This window comes from Streptomyces sp. R-74717 (genome assembly GCF_047305335.1).
Taxonomy (GTDB): Bacteria; Actinomycetota; Actinomycetes; order Streptomycetales; family Streptomycetaceae; genus Streptomyces; species Streptomyces atratus.
The window spans coordinates 3,887,616-3,909,413 of sequence record NZ_CP102361.1; the positions used below are offsets into that span (position 1 = coordinate 3,887,616).

Here is a 21,798-nt window from a genome sequence, read left to right on the forward strand (position 1 = left end):
ACAGCAGGGGCAGTTGCAATCGTCGTATCCGGAGGGGGACGCACATGCGGGACAGCCATCGGGCGGAAGCCGAACGGCTGTTGGTACGCGCCGTCGAGGAGGAGGTACGGCGGTCGGGCGGCCGGGCGGACGCCGGTGCGCTGACGACACGCGGGCGGGCCGCGCTCGATTCCCTGGCGGCCGGTGCGGCCGACGAGTACGCCGCGTATCTCCAGGCGCTGGACGCGGCGGAGGCCGGACAGCAGCCGCTGTCGCAGCGCTTCAGCCGGTCGGCCATGGGAACTCCCCTGTTGGTGACCGGAGTTGCCGCGGTCGCCGCCTTCGGCGCGGATGTCGCGTTCGGTACGGCGGCGGGGCCGGCCCTCGGCGCGGGCGCCGTCGTCGCGGTCGCGGGGGCCACGGCGACCGTCGCCAGGATCACCGCATCGCACTGGCCCGCCGCCCACCGGCGCGCAGGTGCGCTCGGGCAGCCCGGCGGCGCCGAACAGCTGCGGCTGCAGTGGCTTGCGGCGCTGGAGGTACGGGGCATCCGTCCATTCCTCGACCAGCAGCGGATGCTTAACCCCTCGTCGCGCACCCCGGCGAAAAAGGTCCCCGCGCAGTCGCGCACCGCCCCGTCGCTGCGCGGCGGGGACCGCAGCGCAGCGGCCCGTACGCGCACGATCCTCGAGCAGTCGTTCGGCCATCTGCCCGCGTCCGAGGGGCCGTTCACCGGGCGGCGGGCCGAGCTGGCGCAGATCGCGCAGTGGGTGCGGGAGGCCCGTGCGTCGGCGGAGACCAAGCCGACCGTCGTCGTCCTGTACGGTGCGCCGGGCGCCGGGCGCACCACGCTCGCGGTATGGGCGGCGCACAGCCTGAAGGACCAGTTCCGGGGCGCGTGCGTGGTGGACCTGCGCGGCGACGTGGCCGGCCAGGCGCCGCTGCCGACACGTGACGCGCTGCTGCATCTGCTGAACCGGCTGGGCGCGCCCCGCGAGCAGCTGCTGTTCCGGGAGGGGGCCTCCCCCGGTCGAGCGGAGTCGGGAACTCGGGGAAGGGCCTTTGCCGAGCAGCAGGTGCGGCGGCTGAGCGAGCTGTACCACCAGCATCTGACCGGCACCCCGGTGACGATCGTCCTCGACGACGCCGGCAACGCGGCCCAGGTCCGCACGCTGCTTCCCGAGCGTTCCGACAGCCTCGTCCTCGTCACCGCCCGCGAGCCCCTGGAGCTGCCCGCCGACATCCCGGCCCGGGTGCATCAGCTGCCGGTCGGCGCACTGGACGCGGCGGGCGCGGAGGAGCTGCTGCGCGAGGCGGCCGAGGCACAGGAGCAGGGGCCGTACGACTCCCAGTCGACGGACACGGTCGTCGAGCTGTGCGGCGGGCTGCCGCTGGCGCTGCGCATAGCGGGCTCCTCGCTCGGTCCACGCACCCGCAGCGCGCTCGCCACCGATCTCGCCGCGTACGGCCCGGTCGCACCGGTCGAGCGGGCGCTGTGGCTGCGCTACACCGACCAGTCCGAGCAGGCGCGGCGGCTGCTGCGGCGGCTCGCGCTGGCCGGGCGGGCCAGCCTGGGCGCCGCGGCGGCGGCCGCGCTGCTCTCGGCCGACGAGCAGGAGGCCGAGCGGCTGCTGACGGCGCTGGCCGGGGCCGGACTCCTGGACCATGTGCGGGGCTCGCGCTACCGGCTGCACGACCTCGTGCGGGGCTTCGCCCTGGCCCGGCTGCGGGACGAGGAGGAGGTGGCGGACCGTACCGCGGCCCAGGAGCGGCTGATCCAGAACTACGCGGAGCTGGCCGGTGCCGTGATCCGCATGGTGGACGGCAAGATGTCCACCCGGGCCGGGCAGTTCGGCTCGCACGGGTTCGGTTCGCTGGACTCGGCGCTGCGCTGGCTGGACGACGAGTCGAGTTTCATCACCTCGGCGCTGCGGCACGCCGAGGACGTCGACCAGGGGGCCGTACTGGATCTCCTGGGCGCGCTGTGCGACTACTGCCTGCTGCGCGGCGACCTCTACCGGCTGGGCGAGATCAGCGAGTTGACGCAGGCCGTGGACAAGGGGCTGCTGGAGCGGTCCGTGCAGTGGCGTACCGGCATCGCGGCCCGTCAGCTCGGCGAGCTGGACAAGGCGCGCACCACGCTGTCGTCGGTCGTCGGGCTGTACCGCGAGGCGCAGAACGAGGCGGGTACGGCGCTGGCGCTCTGCTCGCTCGGCATCACCCTGCACCACCAGGGCAATCTGACCGAGGCGTCGGCGCGGCTGCGCGAGGCGATCGAGCTGCAGTCCTCCGAGGAGCAGGCCGAGGACCGGGCCTGGTCGCTGCACGCCCTGGCCGCCGTGGAACGCGACCGGGCCCATGTCGCACAGGCGCTGAATCTCCTGGACACCGCGCTGGCCCTGCACCGGGAGGGCGAGTCGCTGCACGGCGAGGCGTGGACGCAGTTCCAGCTGGGCCAGACCCTGCTGCGGATGGGCGACGTGGAGCGGGCGGAGGAGGCGCTGCGTACGGCCCTGGACCTGTACGGCCGCACCCGCGACGAGCGCGGCGAGGCGTGGGCGCTGACCCAGCTGGCCCGCGCGCGGCTGCTGGACGGCGACCCGGCCCCGGCCGTCGAGCAGCTGGACCGGGCCCTGGCCCGCCACCGCGACAACGAGGACGCGCGCGGCGAGGCGTGGACGCTGTACTACCTGGGCCAGGCCCTGGAGGAGAACGGCGACACCGACCAGGCGGTACGGCAGCTGGAGCGGGCGCGCACGATGTTCTCCCGGATGCGGGACACATACGGGCTGGCATGCGCCCGGCACCACTCGGGCCGGGTCACCCGCGACCAGCGGGCCGCCCAGACCGGAAACCTCCGCAACTCCGGCTTCGCCCGCCAGCTCCTGGTCGACGCCAGGGCCGACTTCCGGCGCATCGGGGTCGCCCACGGCGAGGCCTGGACGTGCCTGGAGCTGGCCCTGATCGACGCGGGCAACAACCGCGCCCCGCAGGCGCTGGAGCTGTGCGGCGAGGCGGCCGAGCTGTTCGAGTCCTACGGCGACAAACGGGGCGAGGACTGGGCCCGCTTCCTGCGGTGCACGCTGCTGCCGTACGCGTCACCGGGCGGCAGCGAGGTGGGCACGGTGGTGGCCCAGCAGGAACTGGCCGACCTGCTCCTGGCCGGCCACCCGACGCGCGACAGCAAGCTGGAGGACTGCGCGGAGGCGTTCACCGTGGTGCTGAACCGCGGCGTGGACCTGGAGGACGGCTGGCAGGCGTGGCGCCTGGGCATGACGCCCACACGCCACGCACGGGAGGTCATGGGCGTACCTGTCCGGCCATGACCGGCCCGTCCGGCGATCGAGGATGTCCTTGACCCCGGCCGGGCACAACCGCCCCGTCCGGCGCCGGGCGAACGGGGCGGCTACCGGACACCCCGGTACCGCCCCGCGCCTACTTCCGCTTCGCGGACCCCGCACCCGCGGCAACGGCGTCACCGGACGTCGCCTCCGGGTCCGGGGCCTCCTCGAAGTCGACCTTGCCCATGTGCCGGTTCATGGACTTCATCAGCAGCCACACGCCTGCGGCGAGCGCCGCGAAGACGATGAAGCCGAGAACGCCGGGGGTCACCTTGTTCTTGTCGAGCTCATCGGCAAGCGGAACGAGGTCGGTCAGTGCCTGGGTCGCGTACATATCAGGCATTGTCGCGGATGCCCGCGAAGAGGTCGCTCTCGGGGAGGGATGTATCGACGAGAGACTTCGCCAGCTCGTACTCCTCGGTCGGCCAGACCTCCTTCTGGATCTCCATCGGGACGCGGAACCAACCGCCGTCGGGGTCGATCTGCGTCGCGTGCGCGATCAGCGCCTTGTCGCGGATCTCGAAGAAGTCCGCGCACGGAACATGCGTGGTCAGCGTGCGTTCGTCACGCTCGAACTCCTTCCAGCGCTTCAGCCACTCGCCGTACGGGGACTCCAGGCCACGGGCCAGCAGCGCCTCGTGGAGCGCCACCGTGCGCGGCCGGTTGAAGCCCTGGTTGTAGTAGAGCTTCTGCGGCTGCCAGGCCGGACCGAACTCCGACTCGGGGAACGTCTCGGTGTCCGACGCGCCGTCGAACGCGATCATCGTGATCTTGTGGGTCATGATGTGGTCGGGGTGCGGGTACCCGCCGTTCTCGTCGTACGTCGTGATGACCTGCGGCCGGAACGCACGGATGCTGCGGACGAGACGCCCCGCGGCCTTCTCCTCGTCCTCCAGCGCGAAGCAGCCCTCGGGCAGCGGCGGCAGCGGGTCACCCTCGGGCAGGCCCGAGTCGACGAAGCCGAGCCACTCCTGCTCGACGCCCAGGATCTCCCGGGCCTCGTCCATCTCCTTCTTGCGCACCTCGTGGATGTTCTCCTCGATGTACGCGTCGCCCTGGAGCTTCGGGTTGAGGATGGAGCCGCGCTCGCCTCCCGTGCAGGTCACGACCAGCACGTCCACCCCCTCGGACACATACTTGGCCATGGTGGCCGCGCCCTTGCTCGACTCGTCGTCGGGGTGGGCGTGAACGGCCATCAGTCGCAGCTGCTCAGTCAAGACTCGATCCTCGTTGGTTGGACGCCATGGAGAGGTGCCGTCCCGAAGGGACGTCGGTTCGGGGTGGCGGTCGGGGGGCGGGTGGCAGGCTTCTATAGTGACCGAACCGGGGGGTGGAAAATTCCTCGATCCCCGGTACGGGAGGAACGATCATGACTGCGGTGCGCGAAGCGCTTCCGGAGAACCGCTACGGCCGCTCCGCGGACCAGCGCGCGGACCGCAAGCTCAAGATCATCGGTTCGGTGCTGGGCGTCGCCCTTCTCGGCGTGGTCGGCTGGATCGGATACGACTACATCGCCGGCCAGGGCATCAGCGCCGAGGTGATCAAGTTCAAGGTCGTCTCGGACGAGCGGGTCGATGTGCACCTGGAGGTGCGCAAGGGCACCGACACCAAGGGCTACTGCACGCTCCGCTCGCAGCACGAGGACGGCAGCGACGTGGCTCGCAAGGACTTCCGCTTCGACGACCGCACGGACCGTATCGACCGCGTCCTGTCGCTGCGTACGACAGCCAGGGCGACCAGCGTCGAGCTGCTGGGCTGTACCGACGACGGCGGGGCGGCACAGTGACCGCCGCACGCCGACGCTGAAACGCTGTTGTTGCCGCTGACCTGCACATACGCAGTCCTGACGGTTTACCTTCTCCCCCTTTTCCTGCGGAATTGTTAGGCTCGTGGTTTCGCCCACCCGTGGAGGCACATGCTTACGGGTAGGGCGATGCTTTGTATTCCCAGTACCGACGAGGAGCACCCTGTGACCCAGACCAGCGAAAACGTCACCTGGCTCACGCAGGAGGCGTACAACCAGCTCAAGGCCGAGCTGGAGTACCTGTCTGGTCCCGCGCGCACGGAAATCTCCGTAAAGATCGCGGCGGCCCGTGAGGAGGGTGACCTCCGGGAGAATGGCGGGTACCACGCGGCCAAGGAGGAGCAGGGCAAGATGGAGTTGCGGGTGCGCCAGCTCACCCAGCTCCTGGAGCACGCGAAGGTCGGCGAGGCACCTGCCGACGACGGCGTGGTCGAGCCCGGCATGGTTGTGACGATCGCCTTCGACGGCGACCCGGACGACACGATGACCTTCCTGCTCGCCTCGCGCGAGTACGCGAGCTCGAACATCGAGACGTACTCCCCGCAGTCGCCGCTCGGCACCGGCGTGAACGGCAAGAAGATGGGCGAGGACGCCGAGTACGAGCTGCCGAACGGCAAGACGGCCACCGTGAAGATTCTCGCGGCGAAGCCCTACACGGGCTGATCCCGCACCACTGATGGGGGGGAGCCTCCGGCCCGACGGGTCGGAGGCTCCCCCCCATGTGCGGCGTGGCGTCCGACGGCGAAGCCCCGGGGCGCGTCGCGCCCGCCCGGCGGTGACGCCGCGCGAGTGCGACGGCCGCCTCGGGTGTCGCCGCACTATCCGGCGACTGGCGCGTAGACGGGGCCGGCGGGCGTGCAGGTGCCGTCCAGGACGAAGTAATCGCCGGCGCCTCGCCCTCCAACGAGCTCGTGCATGGTCGGCGGCGCAGCTCGCCGGCTCGACAGGGCCCACAGGCCGCGATACGTCGCGACACGCGAGGCTCAGCTCATCACCAGATAGCCCGCGTCGTGAAGCGCCGCCGAGACCTCCTCGCAGTGCTCCGGCCCCTTCGTCTCCAGCTGCAGCTCCACCTCGACCTCGGTGAGCCCGAGCCGGGGATCGGTCCGCACATGGCCGATGTCGAGAACGTTGGCGTCGACCACCGAGAGCACGGCCAGCAGCGTGGCCAGCGCGCCGGGCCGATCGGTCAGCCGCAGCCGCAGGCTCAGATAGCGGCCGGCCGCCACCATGCCGTGGGTCAGGATGCGCTGCATCAGCAACGGGTCCACATTGCCGCCCGACAGCAGCGCGACCACCGGCCCGCGGAACGACTTCGGATCGCTCAGCAACGCCGCCACCGGACTCGCACCGGCCGGTTCCACCACCAGCTTCGCCCGCTCCAGACAGAGCAGCAGCGCACTGGACAACTCATCCTCGGAGACCGTACGGACCTCGTCGACCAGCTCCCTGACCAGCTCGAACGGCACATCGCCGGGGCGCCCCACCTTGATGCCGTCCGCCATCGTGTTCAGCGTGCCGATCGACACCGGGTGCCCCGCGGCCAGCGACGGCGGGTAGCAGGCCGCGCCCGCCGCCTGCACGCCGACGATCCGCACATCGGGCCGGACCGCCTTGACCGCCACCGCGATGCCCGCGGCGAGACCGCCGCCGCCGATCCCGACGACGATGGTGCGCACCTCGGGGCACTGCTCGAGGATCTCCAGGCCCACCGTGCCCTGGCCGGCGATGATGTCGGGGTGGTCGAAGGGGTGGATGAAGACCGCACCCGTCTCCTGCGCGTACTCCTGGGCGGCGGCCAGCGTCTCGTCGACGACATGGCCGTGCAGCCGGACCTGTGCCCCGTACTGGCGGGTGGCGGCCACCTTCGGCAGCGGCGCCCCGACCGGCATGAAGACCGTCGACCGTACGCCGAGCAGAGCAGAGGCGAGTGCGACACCCTGCGCATGGTTTCCGGCGCTCGCGGCTACGACTCCGGCCGCCCGCTCCACCGGGGACAGGCCCGCGATCCGTACATAGGCACCACGCAGTTTGAACGAACCGGTCCGCTGCAGGTTCTCGCACTTGAAGTGGACCGGTGCGCCCACGAGCTCGGTCAGGTGGCGGCTGCCTTCCATGGCGGTCACTCTGGCCACACCGGAAAGCATCTTCTGCGCCCCGCGGATGTCGTCGAGGATCAGTGGGGGAAAATGGCCGGGCGCGCGGAAGTTCATACAGTAAGTCTTACAGCTCGGCACGGTGCCGGACGCCTTGTGCGGTCCCGTCCTGAGCCGTTGTCCACAGGTTTGTGCAGCACTGGTACGCGTTGCCCCGTGGCCGCGTACTCTGTCCCCCACCCATCCGACACCGCACGAAGAGAGCCCCCGGCCATGCCCCCTCAGGACATGACGACAGCTGCGTCTCCTTCCGGGGGCGCCACCCCCGGACCCACGGGTTCCGACCACGTCCTCGATGCGCTGCAGCACCAGGTCGCGGTATTCGCCCGCCGTGCCGAGCAGACCCGCCTCGGCGGTGTCGGCCAGGTGCGCAATTCCATGGACCGGGCTGCCTATCTGCTGCTCAACCGGCTGGACCGGGAAGGCCCGATGGGCGTCAAGGCACTGGCCGCAGGCATGGGGATCGACTCCTCGACCGTGACCCGGCAGGTCGCACCCCTTGTCGACACCGGTCTGGTCAAGCGCACCTCGCACCCGGAGGACGGCCGTGCCGTCGTGCTCCAGCTGTCGCCGCGCGGCCTGGCACGGCTGGACGAGGTCCGCGAATCCCGGCGAGAGCTCATGACACAGGTGACGGACGACTGGACGGCCGAGGAGCGCGAGACGTTCTGCACGCTGCTCACCCGGTTCAATCTGGCACTGGCCGCCCGCCAGACCTCGCCCCAGGCGCCCCCGGCCGGCTAGCGGGAGCGGCAGCACCTGAAGGTGCTGCGCAGGCTGTCGGGCGCACGCCTCTTGACCAGGAGCCCGGCAACGGCTCGGATGAGGACTGTGCGAGAGCGCCAGGCGGGCCGGGAACGGCGCCGCGCCCAGGAGTTCGAGACCTTCGTGGCGGGCGCGGCCGGCCGACTGCTGCACACGGCCACGCTGCTGACCGCCGAGCCCATGCAGCCGCCCGGAGCGAACCCCCGGGCCCGGCGGATGCTCACGGCCGCGCTGGCACGCACGTACGCGCAGTGGGGACGGCTGCGCGGCGAGGACCCGTACGACCGCACCCGGCGGGAGCTGGCCATCCGGTTCGCCCACGAGGTCTGGCGGCACCACCGGCCGCGCGGCGGGCTGCTGGACCGGCTGACGCCGCAGGAGCGTCTCGTTCTCGTGCTGCGGCTGTACGAGGGCGTCGCGGAGGAGCAGGCCTCGGCGCTGCTCGGGCTTCCGGTGGAGCAGGTCCGGGCGATCTGCAACCGTTCGGTGGCCACGATGCGCGGCACCCGCCGGCCCACGGCGCGGCGGGGGTTGCAACGGCCGCTGGGGGTCGCGCCATGAGCCGCAGCGGCAACCGCGAGGACGAGGTCCGGCGCATGCTGGACGTTCCGCATCCGCAGGTGCCCGCCGACCTGGCACAGCGGGCGACGGAACGCGGCGGCCGACTGCTGCGACGACGCCGTTTCGCCCGCAGGCTGGTGCTGCTGGTGGCGTTCGCCGCGGTGGTCGCCTTCACGGTGTGGGCGCTGAAGGCGCAGCCGTGGCAACTGCCTCCCACCGAGACGACGCCGCCGCTGGACGACTGGTGAGGGCCCATCCGGGGCGAACTATCCTGGAACGTGGCGTCACGGGGAACCGGCCGAGGAGGCTGTGATGACCAGGAAAGTCGCCGACTGCCGCAAGTATCCGAGCGTCACGAACTGCTCGCTCACCATCTCCGGCGAGGAAGAGGAAGTCGTGAGGGCCGCGGCGGAGCACGCGGTTTCCGCCCATGAGCACACCGACAGCCCGGAACTGCGCGAACAGATCCGGGCGTCGCTGGACGACGAGAAGGCCGGCGTCTGAGGGTGCCGGGGGCGGCCGGGTCCGAACGATCGAGCCCGCCCGCCTCTGTCCGGCCCCGGGAGCCTCTAGCCGAGTGCCTGCGTCAGATCGGCGATCAGGTCGTCGGCGGACTCGATGCCGACGGAGAGCCGGACGAGGTCGGCCGGCACCTCCAGCGGGGAGCCGGCCGCCGATGCGTGCGTCATGCGGCCCGGGTGCTCCACGAGGGACTCGACGCCGCCCAGGGACTCACCGAGGGTGAACAGCTTCGCCCGGTTGCAGACGTGGACCGCCGCGTCCTCGCCGCCCACGACGCGGAAGGACACCATGCCGCCGAAGGCCTTCATCTGCTTGGCGGCGATCTCGTGGCCCGGGTGCTCGGGCAGCCCCGGGTAGAGGACCTGGGTGACCTTGGGGTGCCGGGTCAGCAGATCGGCGATCTTCGTGGCGTTCTCGCTGTGCCGGTCCATGCGGACCGCGAGGGTCTTGATGCCGCGCAGCACCAGCCAGGCGTCGAACGGTCCGGCGACCGCACCCATCGCGTTCTGGTGGTACGCCAACTCCTCGGCCAGTTCGGGGTCGTTGACGATCAGCGCACCGCCGACGACGTCCGAGTGGCCGCCCATGTACTTCGTGGTGGAGTGCACCACGACGTCGGCGCCCAGGGCGAGGGGCTGCTGGAGATAGGGGCTGGCGAAGGTGTTGTCGACGACCAGTCGTGCACCCGCCGCGCGGGCCACACCGGCGATCGCGGCGATGTCGGTGATGCCGAGCAGCGGGTTGGACGGGGTCTCCACCCAGATCGCCTTGGTGCGCGGGGTGATCGCCGCCCGTACCGCCGTCACGTCCGAGGTGTCGGCGACCGAGAAGTCGACGCCCCACCGCGAGACGACCTTCGCGAACAGCCGGAACGTGCCGCCGTAGGCGTCGTTCGGGATGACCACATGGTCGCCGGGGGTGAGCAGCGTACGGAGCAGGCAGTCCTCGGCGGCGAGGCCGGAGGCGAAGGCGAGCCCGCGGCGGCCGCCCTCCAGGGCCGCGAGGTTGTCCTCCAGGGCGGTACGGGTCGGGTTGGCGCTGCGGCTGTACTCGTAGCCGCCGCGCAGTCCGCCCACGCCGTCCTGCTTGTACGTGGACACCTGATAAATGGGCGGAACAACGGCGCCGGTGAGGGGATCGGCGGTGTTTCCCGCGTGGATCGCGAGAGTCTCGAAGCTGTGCTGGTCGCTCATGGGGCCCGAGCGTAGTTCGTCGCGAGGGCGCCCACCGGGCTACCGGGCCGTCCGGTGACAATGGGGGCATGGAGATTCTCTGGTTCCTGATCGCACTGTGCATGCTCGCCGCGGTCATCGGCCCCTTCGTACTGCGCCGCCGCGGCGGTATCCGTCAGGTCGCACCCGGTTCCCCGGACGCCGCCGATCCGGACACCTACGGCTTCGTGCGCCAGGAGGAGCTGGACATCCGGCTGCCGGGCCCGGACCAGGATCTTCTCGATGTGCTCGATGTCGTGCAGCGTTCCCAGGACTGGCGGGCGGCTTCGCAGCTGCTGGCCGGTACGCCCAAGGAGGGCGAGGTGCGGTGGCAGCGGGTGCAGGCGTTCGCCGGTGCCGCCTCGCTGGAGCTGGCGCAGCAGCCCGGTGTCGGTGGTTCATGGCTGCGCAAGTGGCGGGCCGATGCGCCGAAGGACGCGGGCGGTGCGGCGGTGCACGCCGAATTCCTGGTGCAGCAGGCGTGGCGTTCGTCGACCGCGGGGACGGACGACTTCCGGATCATCCTGGAGGAGGCCCGTACGGTCTGCGGCGAGGCGGCGCTGCTGGCGCCGGGCGACCCCGTTCCGTACCTCGTCGAGCTGGCGGTCTCCCGTGGACTCGGCTACTCGCACGAGGAGTTCGACCGGCTCTGGGCGAAGGTGATCGACCGGGCCCCGGCGCACATGGGCGCGCACATCGCCGCGCTGCACTTCTGGTGCGAGAAGTGGCACGGCTCCCGCGAGGAGGCCGACCGCTTCGCCACCACGGCCGCCGCCCGTGCCCCGCAGGGCTCGCTGCTGGCCGCGCTGCCGCTCTTCGCGGTGTACGAGCATCTGCCCGAGGTCAATCTCGTGCAGGGCTTCTACCGGAGCGCGGTGGTGACCAAGGCGGTCGAGGGCGCCCTGTTCGCGGTGCACGCGGCCCGCGCCGACGATCCGATGCTCGCGCACGTCCGCCATCTGCTGGTGCTGTTCCTGGTCCGGATGGAGCGCTGGTCGGAGGCGATGAACCAGCTCATCCACATCGACGGCCATGTGGGCGCGCTGCCGTGGACCCAGAGCCCCGACCCGGCCGCCGAGTACACGGTCTACCGGGCACTGGCGGTCGCCGGCTACGAAGCGAACGGCGGCAACCCGGCGACGCTGCCGCGGTAGCCGCGTGCGGAATCCATGACGTCCCGGGTGCGTTGTAGCCAGGGCAAACCGACCCCAGGAGGAGCCCCCGCATGTTCCTGCAACGCCGTACCCCCCAGCTCCCCACCCCCGAGGAGGCCCTGAAGGGCCGCCCCACCCCCGAATTCACCGTCCCGTCCCGCCACACGGTCCTCGGCAACCCGCTGCTGGGCCCGTACCCGGAGGGTCTGGAGGTCGCGGACTTCGCGCTGGGCTGTTTCTGGGGCGCCGAGCGCAAGTTCTGGCAGGCGGACGGCGTCTGGACGACGCTCGTCGGCTACCAGGGCGGCTACACGGAGAACCCCGCGTACGAAGAGGTCTGCTCGGGCCTGACGGGACACACGGAGGCGGTCCGCGTGGTCTTCGACCCGAAGATCGTCTCGTACTCCGAGCTGCTGAAGCTGTTCTGGGAGTCCCACGACCCGACGCAGGGCTTCCGCCAGGGCAATGACGTGGGCACCCAGTACCGCTCGGCGATCTACACCCACTCCCCCGAGCAGGCGGCAGCCGTGGCAGCCTCCCGCGAGGCCTACCAGAAGGTCCTCGCGGGCTCCGGCTACGGCGAGATCACCACGGAGATCCTCCCGGCCCAGGGCCGCACGTTCTGGCCGGCCGAGGCATATCACCAGCAATATCTCGACAAGAACCCGGCTGGCTACTGCGGGATCGGCGGGACGGGGGTCTCCTGCCCGGTGGGGATCGCTCCGGCAGGAGAGTGACAGACGCGAAGAGTCTGCACAGTGTGAGCCCTGACCAGCTGGTGGCCAGGGCTCATCCGACGGCCCGCAGCGAGCCCCGCCCGGCGCGATCCTGGCGGGGTCTCTTGCGTTCGGGGCGGAACGGCTGGTGGCGCCGGCTGGTGAAGCGGCGGACCTGGTGTCGGTCCGGTCCGCCCGGACCCCTTCCTGCCTGGAACGTCTTCTCCACCGTCCAGCGACGCCCGGCTCATCGCACCAGCGCGGTCAGCGGGGCCGGTGACGGTGAGTAGCAGCGACGGAAGGCGAATTCACCGATTGATCGGTTGCGGCGGATCAGCAGTTGGCGGTGCCCGGGCCGTGGGTCGGCGATGTCGGCCAGGGCCCAGGCGTAGCGGCGCTGACCCTTGGCGCCGGATCCGGCGGACAACGTCTGCCAGGCCCGTTTCGGCAGCTTCTTGACCAGCGAGTTGGCTCGCAGCTTGCCCGCCTTCGTGGCGATCTGGTGGTCGCAGGCGACGGCCAGGACGTAGCCGACGCTGCGGGCTTGCGGCGCGGCCCACAGCAGCAGGCCCAGGATGAAGTCCCGGGCCCGGCGACGCGGTTCGACCCGTGCGAACCGGCCCGCGATCCGGTCCATCAGAGCCTCGAATCCGGCCTGCCGGAAGGCGGGGTCAACGCTGTGACCTGCGGCCACCGCTTGATCGTTCGATGTCTTCACAACCCACGATGATCACCGGTGGCCGCGGCCGTCTCCGTACCGCCCCCTGCAGCAAAATCACGATCTACGGCAGGACTCGGCGAACTGCACGTGATCGACAACAGTTCCTGGCAACGCTGTTGGGCCGACTGCTAGATTCGCCGCTCGACCCTGTTGTCGATGGAGAGGTGGCGACGTGACTGACCCCTTAGAGAGCGCAGCCCGCCCAACGCACGGCCGCAGAAGCCTGCTTACCGGCGGCATCAAGCTGGCCGCAGGGGCGGTAGTGCTCGGCGGCGGCTCGCTGCTTGCAGCAAGTCCGGCGTATGCGGCAGTACCCGATTCGCCGAAGTTCTATCTGCCGGGGGCGGGCGGCAATCCCGTCTGGCGCCAGACGCTCCATCAGCCCAACTGGGCGATGCAGTCGTTCGCCTACGACAGTGTCAACGACAACATTTACTTCGCCCAGCACAAGGTGGGCAGCGACACCGGTGATCTGTGGCTGAGCAAGACGGACCTGTTCGGCAAAGTCCTGAGCACGATGGCCATCCACGGCTTCGGCCACGGCTCGTCGATGGGCGTGGAGACGGCCGGTGCGGGCAACTCGCCCTACATATGGATCGAAAGCCACTCGGTCAACGACGCCGGTACCCGAATCGCCCGCTTCCGCTGGGTGGATGACGGGACACTGGAGACGACGTCCTCCTCCATCTACAACCGAACCCCTACGGTCTCCAGCTTCGCCCACAGCCCGCGGCCGGCGATCGACACGCACTACGACCGCGTGCTCTTCCGCTACCACTCAGGGAGCGCCACTCGCCCCTGGCGCATCGCCGTCTTCACCCTCGCCGACGCCGTGGCCGGGCGGTTGAGCGACGGCTATCGCCTGACCGAGCGGGCGATCCCGACCAACCAGGAGCTGGGGCTGACCGACGCCGACTCCTTCCAAGGCATCACCTCCTGCGGCCGCTACGCATATCTCATCTTCGGCGGCCCGAACCGCTCCTCCTACCTCGTCACCCTCGACCTGAACGACACCGGGTCGAGCTATGTCGAGAAGTTCCTCACGAACGCCGGCGACTCCCTCCCCGGCCGCGAGGCCCAGGGAATCGCCATCTGGCGGTTCAACGGAGCGCCCAGGCTCGCCTTTGGCTACTCCTCGAAGATCACATCGACCGAACCGGATTCCTTCGAGTCAAGCGTCTTCTACAAGAGTGAGTTCTCCGCCTGACCGACCGGTGGGGCGAACGCCCGGCATCCGTCGGGATGCCGGGCGGCATAACGAGATGCAGCACCTCACCCAGCCGGTGTACGACGCCGTCCACCGGCGCGACTGGTCGTTCCGGCGACGCCACCACCAGCGGCCCGGCCGCGGAGGGCGGCCGGACCGGTGTGGCGTCGGATCGGCGGGATCAGATGAGCCCCTGGGCGAGCATCGCGTCCGCGACCAGTTCGAAGCCGGCGATGTTGGCGCCCACCACGTAGTTGCCCGGGCTGCCGTAGCGCTCCGCGACCATGTGGCAGGAGTCGTGGATGTGGCGCATGATCTCCGCGAGCCGCTCCTCGGTGTGGGCGAACGTCCAGGAGTCGCGTGAGGCGTTCTGCTGCATCTCCAGGGCGCTGGTGGCCACGCCGCCCGCGTTGGCCGCCTTGCCGGGGGCGAAGGCGACGCCCGCGTCCTGGAGGAGGCGTACGGCCTCCGGGGTGGTGGGCATGTTGGCGCCCTCGGCAACCGCCTTCACGCCGTTGCGTACGAGGGCCAGGGCGTCGGCCTCGTGCAGTTCGTTCTGCGTGGCGCACGGCAGGGCCACATCGCAGGCGACGTTCCAGAGGCCGGTGCCGGGGACGAACTTGACGTGTTCGCCGCGGCGCTCCGCGTACTCGGAGACCCGGCCGCGGCCGGCCTCCTTGATCTCCTTGAGCAGGGCGAGGTCGATGCCCTTCTCGTCCACGACGTACCCGTTGGAGTCGGAGCAGGTCACCACGGTCGCGCCGAGCTGCTGGGCCTTCTCGATCGCGTAGATCGCGACATTGCCCGAGCCCGACACGGCGACGCGCTGCCCGTCGAGGGACTCGCCACGGCTGCGGAGCATCTCGGCGGTGAAGAGCACACAGCCGTACCCGGTCGCCTCGGTGCGCGCCTGGGCGCCGCCCCAGCCCAGGCCCTTTCCGGTGAGGACACCGGACTCGTAACGGTTGGTGATCCGCTTGTACTGGCCGAACAGATAGCCGATCTCGCGGCCGCCGACGCCGATGTCACCGGCGGGGACATCGGTGTACTCGCCGAGGTGACGGTGGAGTTCGGTCATGAACGACTGGCAGAACCGCATGATCTCGGCGTCGGAGCGGCCCTTCGGATCGAAGTCGGCGCCGCCCTTGCCGCCGCCGATGGGCATGCCGGTGAGCGCGTTCTTGAAGATCTGCTCGAAGCCGAGGAACTTCACGATGCCGAGGTTGACCGAGGGGTGGAAGCGCAGCCCTCCCTTGTACGGTCCGAGCGAGCTGCTGAACTCGACCCGGAAGCCGCGGTTCACATGGATGTCGCCGGAGTCGTCGGACCACGGCACCCGGAAGATGAGCTGGCGCTCCGGCTCGCAGATGCGCTCGATGATCCGGGCGTCCACGAACTCGGGACGCTGTTCGAGGACGGGGCCGAGGGTCTCCAGGACCTCCCGTACCGCCTGATGGAATTCCTTCTCGCCCTGGTTGCGGCGGAGAATCTCCGCGTACAGCGGCTCGATGACACTCATGTGGGTCATACCTTCCCTGGGTCGGCATCGCGCGCGTGGGTGCCCCGTCCCGGGGACACCAGCGGTCCCCCTCCCCATTGAGGGCGTCGCCCAGACATCGCACGCTCTGCGGCTCACGAAAGCGACGTACAGAACCGTTGTGGCATACCGATTGTCCCAGTGGCTCCGGAAGGTCGTTCACCGCGTCCGCATCCTGGGCCCGTCTACGACTCCGCCGGGCGGCGCAGCATCCACAGCCCCGCTCCGGACGCGAGGACGACCACGCCGGAGACGACGCTCAGCGCGATGTGCAGAGCGTTGTCCTCCATGAGGAAGTTCAGGGAGACATTCGCGGCGATCGCCGCGAAGAACACGATCCAGAGCAGTGCTTTCATGAGCTTCGCCTTCCGTTGTCGGGTGATGGATCCATTCTCCCGGCACGTATCCGCCGTCACGAGGGACCGGTCCCCCACATCCGTGGTGTAGCCAGCTGAACCACCATGCGGTTCGAACGGGCCCGTTAAGGTTTGCGAGGTGGGGATCACCGAGACAACTGCGGCGCGCGAGCGGGGAGACGAGCGGGTCGGCGCCGGTGTGCGCCGAGCGGTCACGGATCCGGACTCGGCGCGGTGGTGGGTACCGGGGCTCGCGGTGCTGGTCGTCGTGCCGTTGTACCTCGTGTGGGCGCTGGTGCTGGCCACCGGCGGCGGTGATCTGGCGGCGCAGTTCGCCTGGGCCGGGTTCGCGTCCCGGCATCCCGGGTCCGCGTACAACCTCTCCTGGTACGGAGGCACGCACACCGCCAACTACAGCCTGCTGACACCGCCGCTCATGGCGGTGTTCGGGGTGCGGGCCGTCACCGCCGCCGCCGGGCTCTGCGGGTCGTGGGCGCTGGGGCGGCTCTGTGTGCGGACCGGGGTGCGGTGGCCGGTCGCGGTCTCGGTGCTGGGGTCGTTGGTGCTCTGGTGCAATGTCGCGTCCGGGCGTACCACGTTCGCAATGGGCGTGGCGATCGGGCTGGCCGCGCTGTTGTACGTACGCCACCGTACGGGCGTCGCCGCGGGCTGCGCGGCGCTGGCGACGGCGGCGAGTCCGGTGGCGGGGCTGTTCCTGGTGGTGGCCGGTGCGGCGTACGGGCTCGACCGGCAGTGGCGGCGGGCGGCCGTGCTCCTCGTGCCGCCGTTCGTGGTGGTGGCGGCGACGACGGCGCTGTTTCCGTTCACGGGCGAACAGCCCATGGCTCCGGGGAAGTTGTGGATGCCGTTGGCCGCCTGCGCGGCCCTGTGGCTCGCGGCGCCGCGCGAGGGCGGCTGGCGGGTGGTCCGGTTCGCGAGCGTGGTGTACGCGGCCGGTGTCGTCCTGACCTTCCTGATCCCGTCGCCCATCGGGACGAATGTGGAACGGCTGGTGGGGGTGGCCGGCCCGCCCGTGCTGCTCGCGGCGGCACCGGCCGCCCTGGCGGGCTGGGCGCGGGGCGGCCTGCTGCCGCGGGTGCGGGTGGTCGTGCTCGTCGGGATGCTGGTGTTCAACACCGGCTGGCTGGTCGACAAGACCGATGACGATCTGCGGGTCTCCACCGCCGTGCCCGCCTGGGCGGCGCACACCGACGGTGTGGTCGCCGAGCTGCGCAGGCTCGGTGCCGAACGGACCCGGGTGGAGGTCGTACCGGCCCGAAATCACCGGGAGGCGTCCGCGCTCGCGCCGCATGTGAACATGGCGCGCGGCTGGAACCGGCAGCTCGACGTGGAGCGCGGGCGGCTGTTCTACGGGGGGAAGCCGACCCCGGCGGCGTACCGCGCCTGGCTGGACCGGTGGGGCGTGGGTCTCGTGGTGCTGCACAGCGGCAGGCCGGACGGCCCGGCCGAGGCGGAGGCGGAGATCGTCCGGCGCGGGACCGACTGGCTGGAGCCGGTGTGGCAGGACGCGGAGTGGCGGATCTACCGGGTGCGGGGCGCCGTCCCGCTGGTCTCCGCGCCGGGCGCCGTCGTAGGCGGGGACGACGCCTCGCTGGTGGTACGGATGCCCGCCGCCGGATCGGTGACGGTAAGGATCGCGTACTCGCCCTGGCTGCGGGCCGACGGCGGCGGGTGCGTACGGCAGGACGGCGAGTGGACGCGGCTCACGGTGGAGCGGGGCGGCGAGTACCGGCTGGACTCGCACTACCGGCTGTGGCCGTTCGGGTCTTGCCGGCAGACGCTGCCGGACGGTTCGGTCGGTGACGCCGAGGCCGCGGTTCAGTCGGTGACGCCGAGGCCGCGGTTCAGTCGGTGACGCCGAGGTCCTGACGCATCAGTTCCCGCATCGTGTCGAGGCAGGGGTCGGCCGCCTTCAGGTCCTCCAGGGCCCGTTCGACGCTCTCGCCGTCACGGGCGAGGCCCCGGTCGAGGCGCTTGATGGCGGCGTCACCGGCGGCGAGGACCCGGTTGAGGTCGCGGGACGCCTGGAGTATCCGCTCCGGGACGATCATCTGAGCCTCGGCGTAGCGGTCGCGGTGGTCGAGGCGGGCCTCTTCGAGCTGGGCACGTTCCTGTTCGGTGTAGACGTCGTCACGGATGCGGTGCAGGGCGTCCTTGAGGAGTGTGTGGAACTGCCGGGAGGCCCGGTTCATGGCCGTGTACTGGGCACGCCGCTCCTCGAACTTCCGCTGCTCACCGACCAGTCGGGCCTCTTCGGCGCGCTGGCGTACGTTCAGCCGCTGTGCGAGAACCGGGGAGAAGAGGGTGCCGAGCACCCCGACTACTGCGGTGATCATGGCGGTGATGGCGGCGGTCATGAGTGCGAGATTAATGCGGCGTACAGGGCAGCAGGAGAGCGGTCCCGGGCACACGGCGACAGGCAATCGGACATGATGCCGTCATGACCACGTCGCCGGGGCACAGACGTAACCGAAACTGTTCCGGGTCGGCCTTACCGGCCGTCCTCACACCGCCCGGACCGGGGCACCCGGGACCCGCCGGGCCGTACGCCCATCCGGCTCTCCCGCCCGTCCCCGGGCAGCGCGCCGCGCCCCGGATCCCACCGCGCGTGGGCGACATGCGCCGCTATCTCGCCGTCGGCCTCGACTGCTACCTCTGCCTGGTCACCGGCGGCCTACTGGCCCGGCCGCATGTGCACACGGCCGGCGTCCCCGAGACCGTCGGTCTGCTGCTCGGCCCGACGCTGGCGTTCTCGTTCCTCAACCAGGTGGCCCTCACCGCGATCGCCGGGGGCGGCGCGGGCAAGCTGATCATGGGGATACGGGTGATCGGACTGCCCGACGCCGGGCGGCCGGGGCCCTGCCGGCTGGTGCGGCGCTGGTTGTACGGACTGTGCCGGCTGCCGCTGCAACCCTGGTACGCCCTGCGCTCGTACCTCGCGGGCCCCGGCGTCCTTCCCCTGAGCGCCTTCTGGAGCAGCGGGAACGACGATCCGGTGGGCCTGCGCCAGGTCCGCCACAGCGACCTCACGGCCCACCGGAGCGCCGCAGCCGAACACCGCTGGGGCCGGACCTGACCACCCCCGGGAGGCGGACCGGACCACGGCCGAGGCCGGACCGGACCCGCATGCCGATCGACGGCAGGACGTCGGCCGGACCGACCGGCGCCCCGCACGAAGCCCTTCTCAGGCCGCCGCGTTCTCCGTGCCCTTGCCCTTGCCCTTGCGAATCGTCGCCAGCCGTGGCGCACGCCGGGCGATGGCGCAAGGCCAGGGACGCGGTGTGATGGTGAGTTGAGGCCACGATGAGAGCCGGATGAGAACGTCCGCGTACGCCGAAGGCGGCGGCGCCGCGGATCCGAGGGGATCCGGGTGCCGCCGCCTGCGTACGGGGATTCGGTACTGCGGGAGGGGAGGTGCGAGCGGGTCAGGCCTGGGAGCCCGCCGTCCACTCCGCCCAGCTCATGTTCCAGCCGTTGAGGCCGTTGTCGGGGGTGATGGTCCTGTCCGGGGAGTTCTTGACGATCACCACGTCGCCGACGAGGGAGTTGTTGTAGAACCAGGCGGCGGGCTGGTTGGCGTCGTTCGCGCCCTTCACATCGGCGAGGCCGACACAGCCGTGGCTGGTGTTGGCGCTGCCGAAGACCGACCGCGCGCCCCAGTAGTTGCCGTGGATGAAGGTGCCCGAGGTGGACAGCCGCATGGCGTGCGGCACGTCCTTGATGTCGTACTCGCCCTTGCCGTCGTCGTCGGTGAAGCCGACCGTCGCGCCGTTCATCCGGGTCTCCTTGAACTTCTCGGAGATCACCATCTGCCCGTTGTACGTGGGGTTGGCGGAGGAGCCGGCAGAGATCGGGATGGTCTTGATCGTCTTGCCGTTCTGGGTGACGGTCATCGTCTTCGCGCCGGCGTCGACCGTCGAGACCTGGTTGCGGCCGACCTTGAAGGTGACCGTCTTCTGCTGCACACCGAAGACGCCGTCCGCGCCCTCGACGCCGTCCAGCGCGAGCTTCAGCGTGACGGTGGAGCCGCCCTGCCAGTACTGCTCGGGGCGCAGGTCGAGACGCTGGGGGTTGAACCAGTGGCCGACGACTTCCTGACCGCTGCTGGACGTGACGGTGATTCCGTCCTGGACGGCCTTCTTGTCCGTGATCGGCTTGTTGAAGTTGATCGAGACCGGCATGCCGACGCCGACCGTGGAGCCGTCCTCGGGCGTGAAGTTGCCTATGAAGCTGTTGGCGGGCGACACGGTGGTGAACGAGGAGTTCTCGTGCGCCTCGCGGCCCTTGGAGTCCTTGGCCGCCGCATTGATCTTGTACGTGGTCGAGCGCTCCAGCTGGACGTCCGGCTTCCAGCTCTTGCCGTCGGCGGCGAGCGTGCCCTTGACGGTCGCACCGGCCGTCGTGGTCATGGTGACCTGGGACAGCGTGCCCTTGGTGACGGTGACCTTGGTGTCGTTGTTGATGCTCGCGTTGGTCGCACCGTTCTTCGGCGCGATGGTGATCTGCGCCTCCGACGCGTCCTGGGCGGCCGCCTTGTCGACCTCGGCCGCCTGCGACTTCTTCGAGCCCTCGGCGCTCGCGCCGTTGTCGTTGCAGGCAGTGAGCACCAGAACGCCACCGAGCAGTGCGGACGCGGCCATCAGGCCCTTGCGCCGCTTGCTGTCCGTCATCACACGTTTCTCCATCGTTGCTTAATCCCCAAAAACCCCGAGCAGAGCCGCCGACGACCGGCGAAACCCGTCAATGTTCCTAGAACCCATGGAAGGGGTCTTCCGTTCCACATCCAAGAGAGATGTGGGGAACAACACTCATCGACGCATCCGAGTCGGCGGTGGTTCCCGGTGCCGGTCGCGTATATACGGCCGGTACGCACGACGGCCCCGGTCCGCGGAAAGCGGGCCGGGGCCGCGGCTCACCGCCTGCTAGTTCCGCCGCTCCGCACCGCCGCTCGCGCCGCTGTGCTCGCCGTCGTCCTCACCATTGTGCGGGACGTCGCCGGCGCCCCCTTCCTCGTCCTCGTCCTCGTCGAGGTCCCAGCCGTCCGGGTGGTCCGGGTCGTAGTCGACGATCTCGCTGCTCCAGGACGCCTGAGCGAGCTCGACCCCCGGCACCTCGCCGACCAGGTCGAACGGGTCGACAAGGGAGGCGAGGGCCTCCGCGCCGTCCTGCCGTACGGCCGCCTCGGCCTGCATGCGTTCCTCGGCGGACTCGCCGCCGGGCTCCCCGTACTCGGCGGCGATGGACTCCAGTGCGGTACCGCTGAGGGCGGCGGGGTCCGTGATCTCCAGCACCATTTCGACCTGAAGTCGAACAAACCGTGATGTCTCAGAAGTGCTCATGTGCCGGAGCGTAAGCTCCCCGCCCTCCCGACTTTCCTGCGACCCGCTGCTTTCACTAGCATCGGCGTACAGGCCTAACTCACGGCTGTGACAAGGAGGATCGATTCCGTGGCCGCTGCTCGCCGCCCGCTCCTGACCGCCACCGCTGCGGGCACTTTGCTGGCCGCCCTGTGGTTCGTACCGTCCGCCAACGCGACGGACGAGTCGGCCGGCACACCGGGCGCACGGAGCCGACAGGTCACCGCCGCCGTGGACACCGCGGCCGGTCCGAGGCTCGCCGACACCGGGACCGGGGTCGACACCACCCCGTATCTGATCGGCGGCACGGCGTTCCTGGGCATCGGCGCAGCGTTCGTCACCTACTCGGTACGCCGCGCCGACACCCTGTCCGCCTGACTCTCCGCCGGA

The 21,798-nt window shown here is 70.5% G+C and carries 22 protein-coding genes and 1 pseudogene; 13 read left to right on the top strand and 10 right to left on the bottom strand.

Going from position 1 to position 21,798, the window contains the following annotated elements:
* Window positions 1-44: 44 nt before the first annotated feature.
* Window positions 45-3,305: a tetratricopeptide repeat protein gene (locus NRF20_RS17455; protein ID WP_413752862.1), complete on the top strand. Its 3,261-nt coding sequence runs from the start codon at window positions 45-47 to the stop codon at window positions 3,303-3,305.
* Window positions 3,306-3,414: 109 nt separating this feature from the next.
* Here NRF20_RS17455 and NRF20_RS17460 read toward each other — a convergent pair whose 3' ends face one another.
* Together NRF20_RS17460 and mca are read right to left on the bottom strand one after the other, a co-directional pair.
* On the bottom strand, window positions 3,415-3,654 hold the full coding sequence (locus NRF20_RS17460) for a hypothetical protein (protein ID WP_398632132.1): 240 nt from the start codon (window positions 3,652-3,654) through the stop codon (window positions 3,415-3,417).
* A gap of 1 nt (window position 3,655) precedes the next feature.
* Window positions 3,656-4,537 carry a mycothiol conjugate amidase Mca gene (gene mca / locus NRF20_RS17465; protein WP_398632131.1) on the bottom strand — a complete coding sequence of 294 codons (882 nt, stop codon included), beginning with the start codon at window positions 4,535-4,537 and terminating at the stop codon, window positions 3,656-3,658.
* A gap of 152 nt (window positions 4,538-4,689) precedes the next feature.
* Between mca and NRF20_RS17470 the strand changes: the two genes are divergently transcribed.
* Both NRF20_RS17470 and greA read left to right on the top strand, forming a co-directional pair.
* On the top strand, window positions 4,690-5,106 hold the full coding sequence (locus NRF20_RS17470; RefSeq protein WP_266358449.1) for a DUF4307 domain-containing protein: 417 nt from the start codon (window positions 4,690-4,692) through the stop codon (window positions 5,104-5,106).
* 183 nt (window positions 5,107-5,289) lie between these two features.
* Complete coding sequence (gene greA, locus NRF20_RS17475) at window positions 5,290-5,787, top strand: transcription elongation factor GreA (protein ID WP_266358450.1); 498 nt, start codon at window positions 5,290-5,292, stop codon at window positions 5,785-5,787.
* A 320-nt stretch (window positions 5,788-6,107) separates the two neighbouring features.
* Here the strand turns inward: greA and ilvA are convergent, their stop codons facing one another.
* A complete protein-coding gene (gene ilvA / locus NRF20_RS17480) occupies window positions 6,108-7,337 on the bottom strand; it encodes a threonine ammonia-lyase (RefSeq protein WP_398632130.1) in 1,230 nt (409 codons plus the stop codon).
* 156 nt (window positions 7,338-7,493) lie between these two features.
* On the opposite strand from ilvA, the gene NRF20_RS17485 reads away from it, so the two are divergent.
* The 4 genes from NRF20_RS17485 to NRF20_RS17500 all read left to right on the top strand — a co-directional run bounded on the left by NRF20_RS17485 (window position 7,494) and on the right by NRF20_RS17500 (window position 9,110).
* The gene (locus NRF20_RS17485; RefSeq protein ID WP_398632129.1) at window positions 7,494-8,024 is read left to right on the top strand and encodes a MarR family winged helix-turn-helix transcriptional regulator; all 531 of its coding nucleotides are present in this window, start codon (window positions 7,494-7,496) and stop codon (window positions 8,022-8,024) included.
* An 87-nt stretch (window positions 8,025-8,111) separates the two neighbouring features.
* Window positions 8,112-8,606 (top strand): sigma factor-like helix-turn-helix DNA-binding protein, encoded by a 495-nt coding sequence (locus NRF20_RS17490; RefSeq protein WP_413754567.1) that lies wholly within the window; start codon window positions 8,112-8,114, stop codon window positions 8,604-8,606.
* Entirely contained in the window at window positions 8,603-8,854 is a 252-nt protein-coding gene (locus NRF20_RS17495) for a hypothetical protein (RefSeq protein WP_398632127.1), read from the top strand. The genes NRF20_RS17490 and NRF20_RS17495 overlap by 4 nt, the downstream gene beginning before the upstream one ends.
* A gap of 64 nt (window positions 8,855-8,918) precedes the next feature.
* Entirely contained in the window at window positions 8,919-9,110 is a 192-nt protein-coding gene (locus NRF20_RS17500; protein WP_413752863.1) for a DUF1059 domain-containing protein, read from the top strand.
* A 65-nt stretch (window positions 9,111-9,175) separates the two neighbouring features.
* Here NRF20_RS17500 and NRF20_RS17505 read toward each other — a convergent pair whose 3' ends face one another.
* Window positions 9,176-10,321: a cystathionine gamma-synthase gene (locus NRF20_RS17505; RefSeq protein ID WP_266358457.1), complete on the bottom strand. Its 1,146-nt coding sequence runs from the start codon at window positions 10,319-10,321 to the stop codon at window positions 9,176-9,178.
* A gap of 68 nt (window positions 10,322-10,389) precedes the next feature.
* On the opposite strand from NRF20_RS17505, the gene NRF20_RS17510 reads away from it, so the two are divergent.
* Window positions 10,390-11,493, top strand: a complete 1,104-nt coding sequence (locus tag NRF20_RS17510; protein WP_398632125.1) for a hypothetical protein — start codon at window positions 10,390-10,392, stop codon at window positions 11,491-11,493.
* Between the two features lie 71 nt (window positions 11,494-11,564).
* On the top strand, window positions 11,565-12,230 hold the full coding sequence (gene msrA, locus NRF20_RS17515) for a peptide-methionine (S)-S-oxide reductase MsrA (protein WP_413752864.1): 666 nt from the start codon (window positions 11,565-11,567) through the stop codon (window positions 12,228-12,230).
* Window positions 12,231-12,366: 136 nt separating this feature from the next.
* On the opposite strand, the pseudogene NRF20_RS17520 reads toward msrA, so the two are convergent.
* A pseudogene (locus NRF20_RS17520) lies at window positions 12,367-12,750 on the bottom strand (IS701 family transposase); the annotation flags it as partial.
* Window positions 12,751-13,102: 352 nt separating this feature from the next.
* Here NRF20_RS17520 and NRF20_RS17525 point away from each other — a divergent pair.
* On the top strand, window positions 13,103-14,137 hold the full coding sequence (locus NRF20_RS17525; protein ID WP_413752865.1) for a hypothetical protein: 1,035 nt from the start codon (window positions 13,103-13,105) through the stop codon (window positions 14,135-14,137).
* A 181-nt stretch (window positions 14,138-14,318) separates the two neighbouring features.
* On the opposite strand, the gene gdhA is transcribed toward NRF20_RS17525, so the two are convergent.
* Window positions 14,319-15,656 carry an NADP-specific glutamate dehydrogenase gene (gene gdhA, locus NRF20_RS17530; RefSeq protein WP_398632122.1) on the bottom strand — a complete coding sequence of 446 codons (1,338 nt, stop codon included), beginning with the start codon at window positions 15,654-15,656 and terminating at the stop codon, window positions 14,319-14,321.
* A gap of 203 nt (window positions 15,657-15,859) precedes the next feature.
* Entirely contained in the window at window positions 15,860-16,030 is a 171-nt protein-coding gene (locus NRF20_RS17535; RefSeq protein ID WP_398632121.1) for a hypothetical protein, read from the bottom strand.
* Window positions 16,031-16,169: 139 nt separating this feature from the next.
* On the opposite strand from NRF20_RS17535, the gene NRF20_RS17540 reads away from it, so the two are divergent.
* Window positions 16,170-17,906: a hypothetical protein gene (locus NRF20_RS17540; RefSeq protein WP_413752866.1), complete on the top strand. Its 1,737-nt coding sequence runs from the start codon at window positions 16,170-16,172 to the stop codon at window positions 17,904-17,906.
* On the opposite strand, the gene NRF20_RS17545 is transcribed toward NRF20_RS17540, so the two are convergent.
* A complete protein-coding gene (locus tag NRF20_RS17545) occupies window positions 17,896-18,408 on the bottom strand; it encodes a hypothetical protein (protein ID WP_398632120.1) in 513 nt (170 codons plus the stop codon). The genes NRF20_RS17540 and NRF20_RS17545 overlap by 11 nt on opposite strands.
* Window positions 18,409-18,668: 260 nt before the next feature.
* Here NRF20_RS17545 and NRF20_RS17550 point away from each other — a divergent pair, with 260 nt between their 5' ends.
* A complete protein-coding gene (locus NRF20_RS17550) occupies window positions 18,669-19,127 on the top strand; it encodes an RDD family protein (RefSeq protein ID WP_398632211.1) in 459 nt (152 codons plus the stop codon).
* A gap of 349 nt (window positions 19,128-19,476) precedes the next feature.
* Here the strand turns inward: NRF20_RS17550 and NRF20_RS17555 are convergent, their stop codons facing one another.
* Together NRF20_RS17555 and NRF20_RS17560 are read right to left on the bottom strand one after the other, a co-directional pair.
* Window positions 19,477-20,736 (bottom strand): L,D-transpeptidase, encoded by a 1,260-nt coding sequence (locus NRF20_RS17555; protein ID WP_413752867.1) that lies wholly within the window; start codon window positions 20,734-20,736, stop codon window positions 19,477-19,479.
* 237 nt (window positions 20,737-20,973) lie between these two features.
* Window positions 20,974-21,390 carry a hypothetical protein gene (locus NRF20_RS17560; protein WP_398632118.1) on the bottom strand — a complete coding sequence of 139 codons (417 nt, stop codon included), beginning with the start codon at window positions 21,388-21,390 and terminating at the stop codon, window positions 20,974-20,976.
* A gap of 108 nt (window positions 21,391-21,498) precedes the next feature.
* Here NRF20_RS17560 and NRF20_RS17565 point away from each other — a divergent pair, with 108 nt between their 5' ends.
* Window positions 21,499-21,786, top strand: a complete 288-nt coding sequence (locus NRF20_RS17565) for a hypothetical protein (RefSeq protein WP_266358468.1) — start codon at window positions 21,499-21,501, stop codon at window positions 21,784-21,786.
* Window positions 21,787-21,798: the final 12 nt, after the last annotated feature.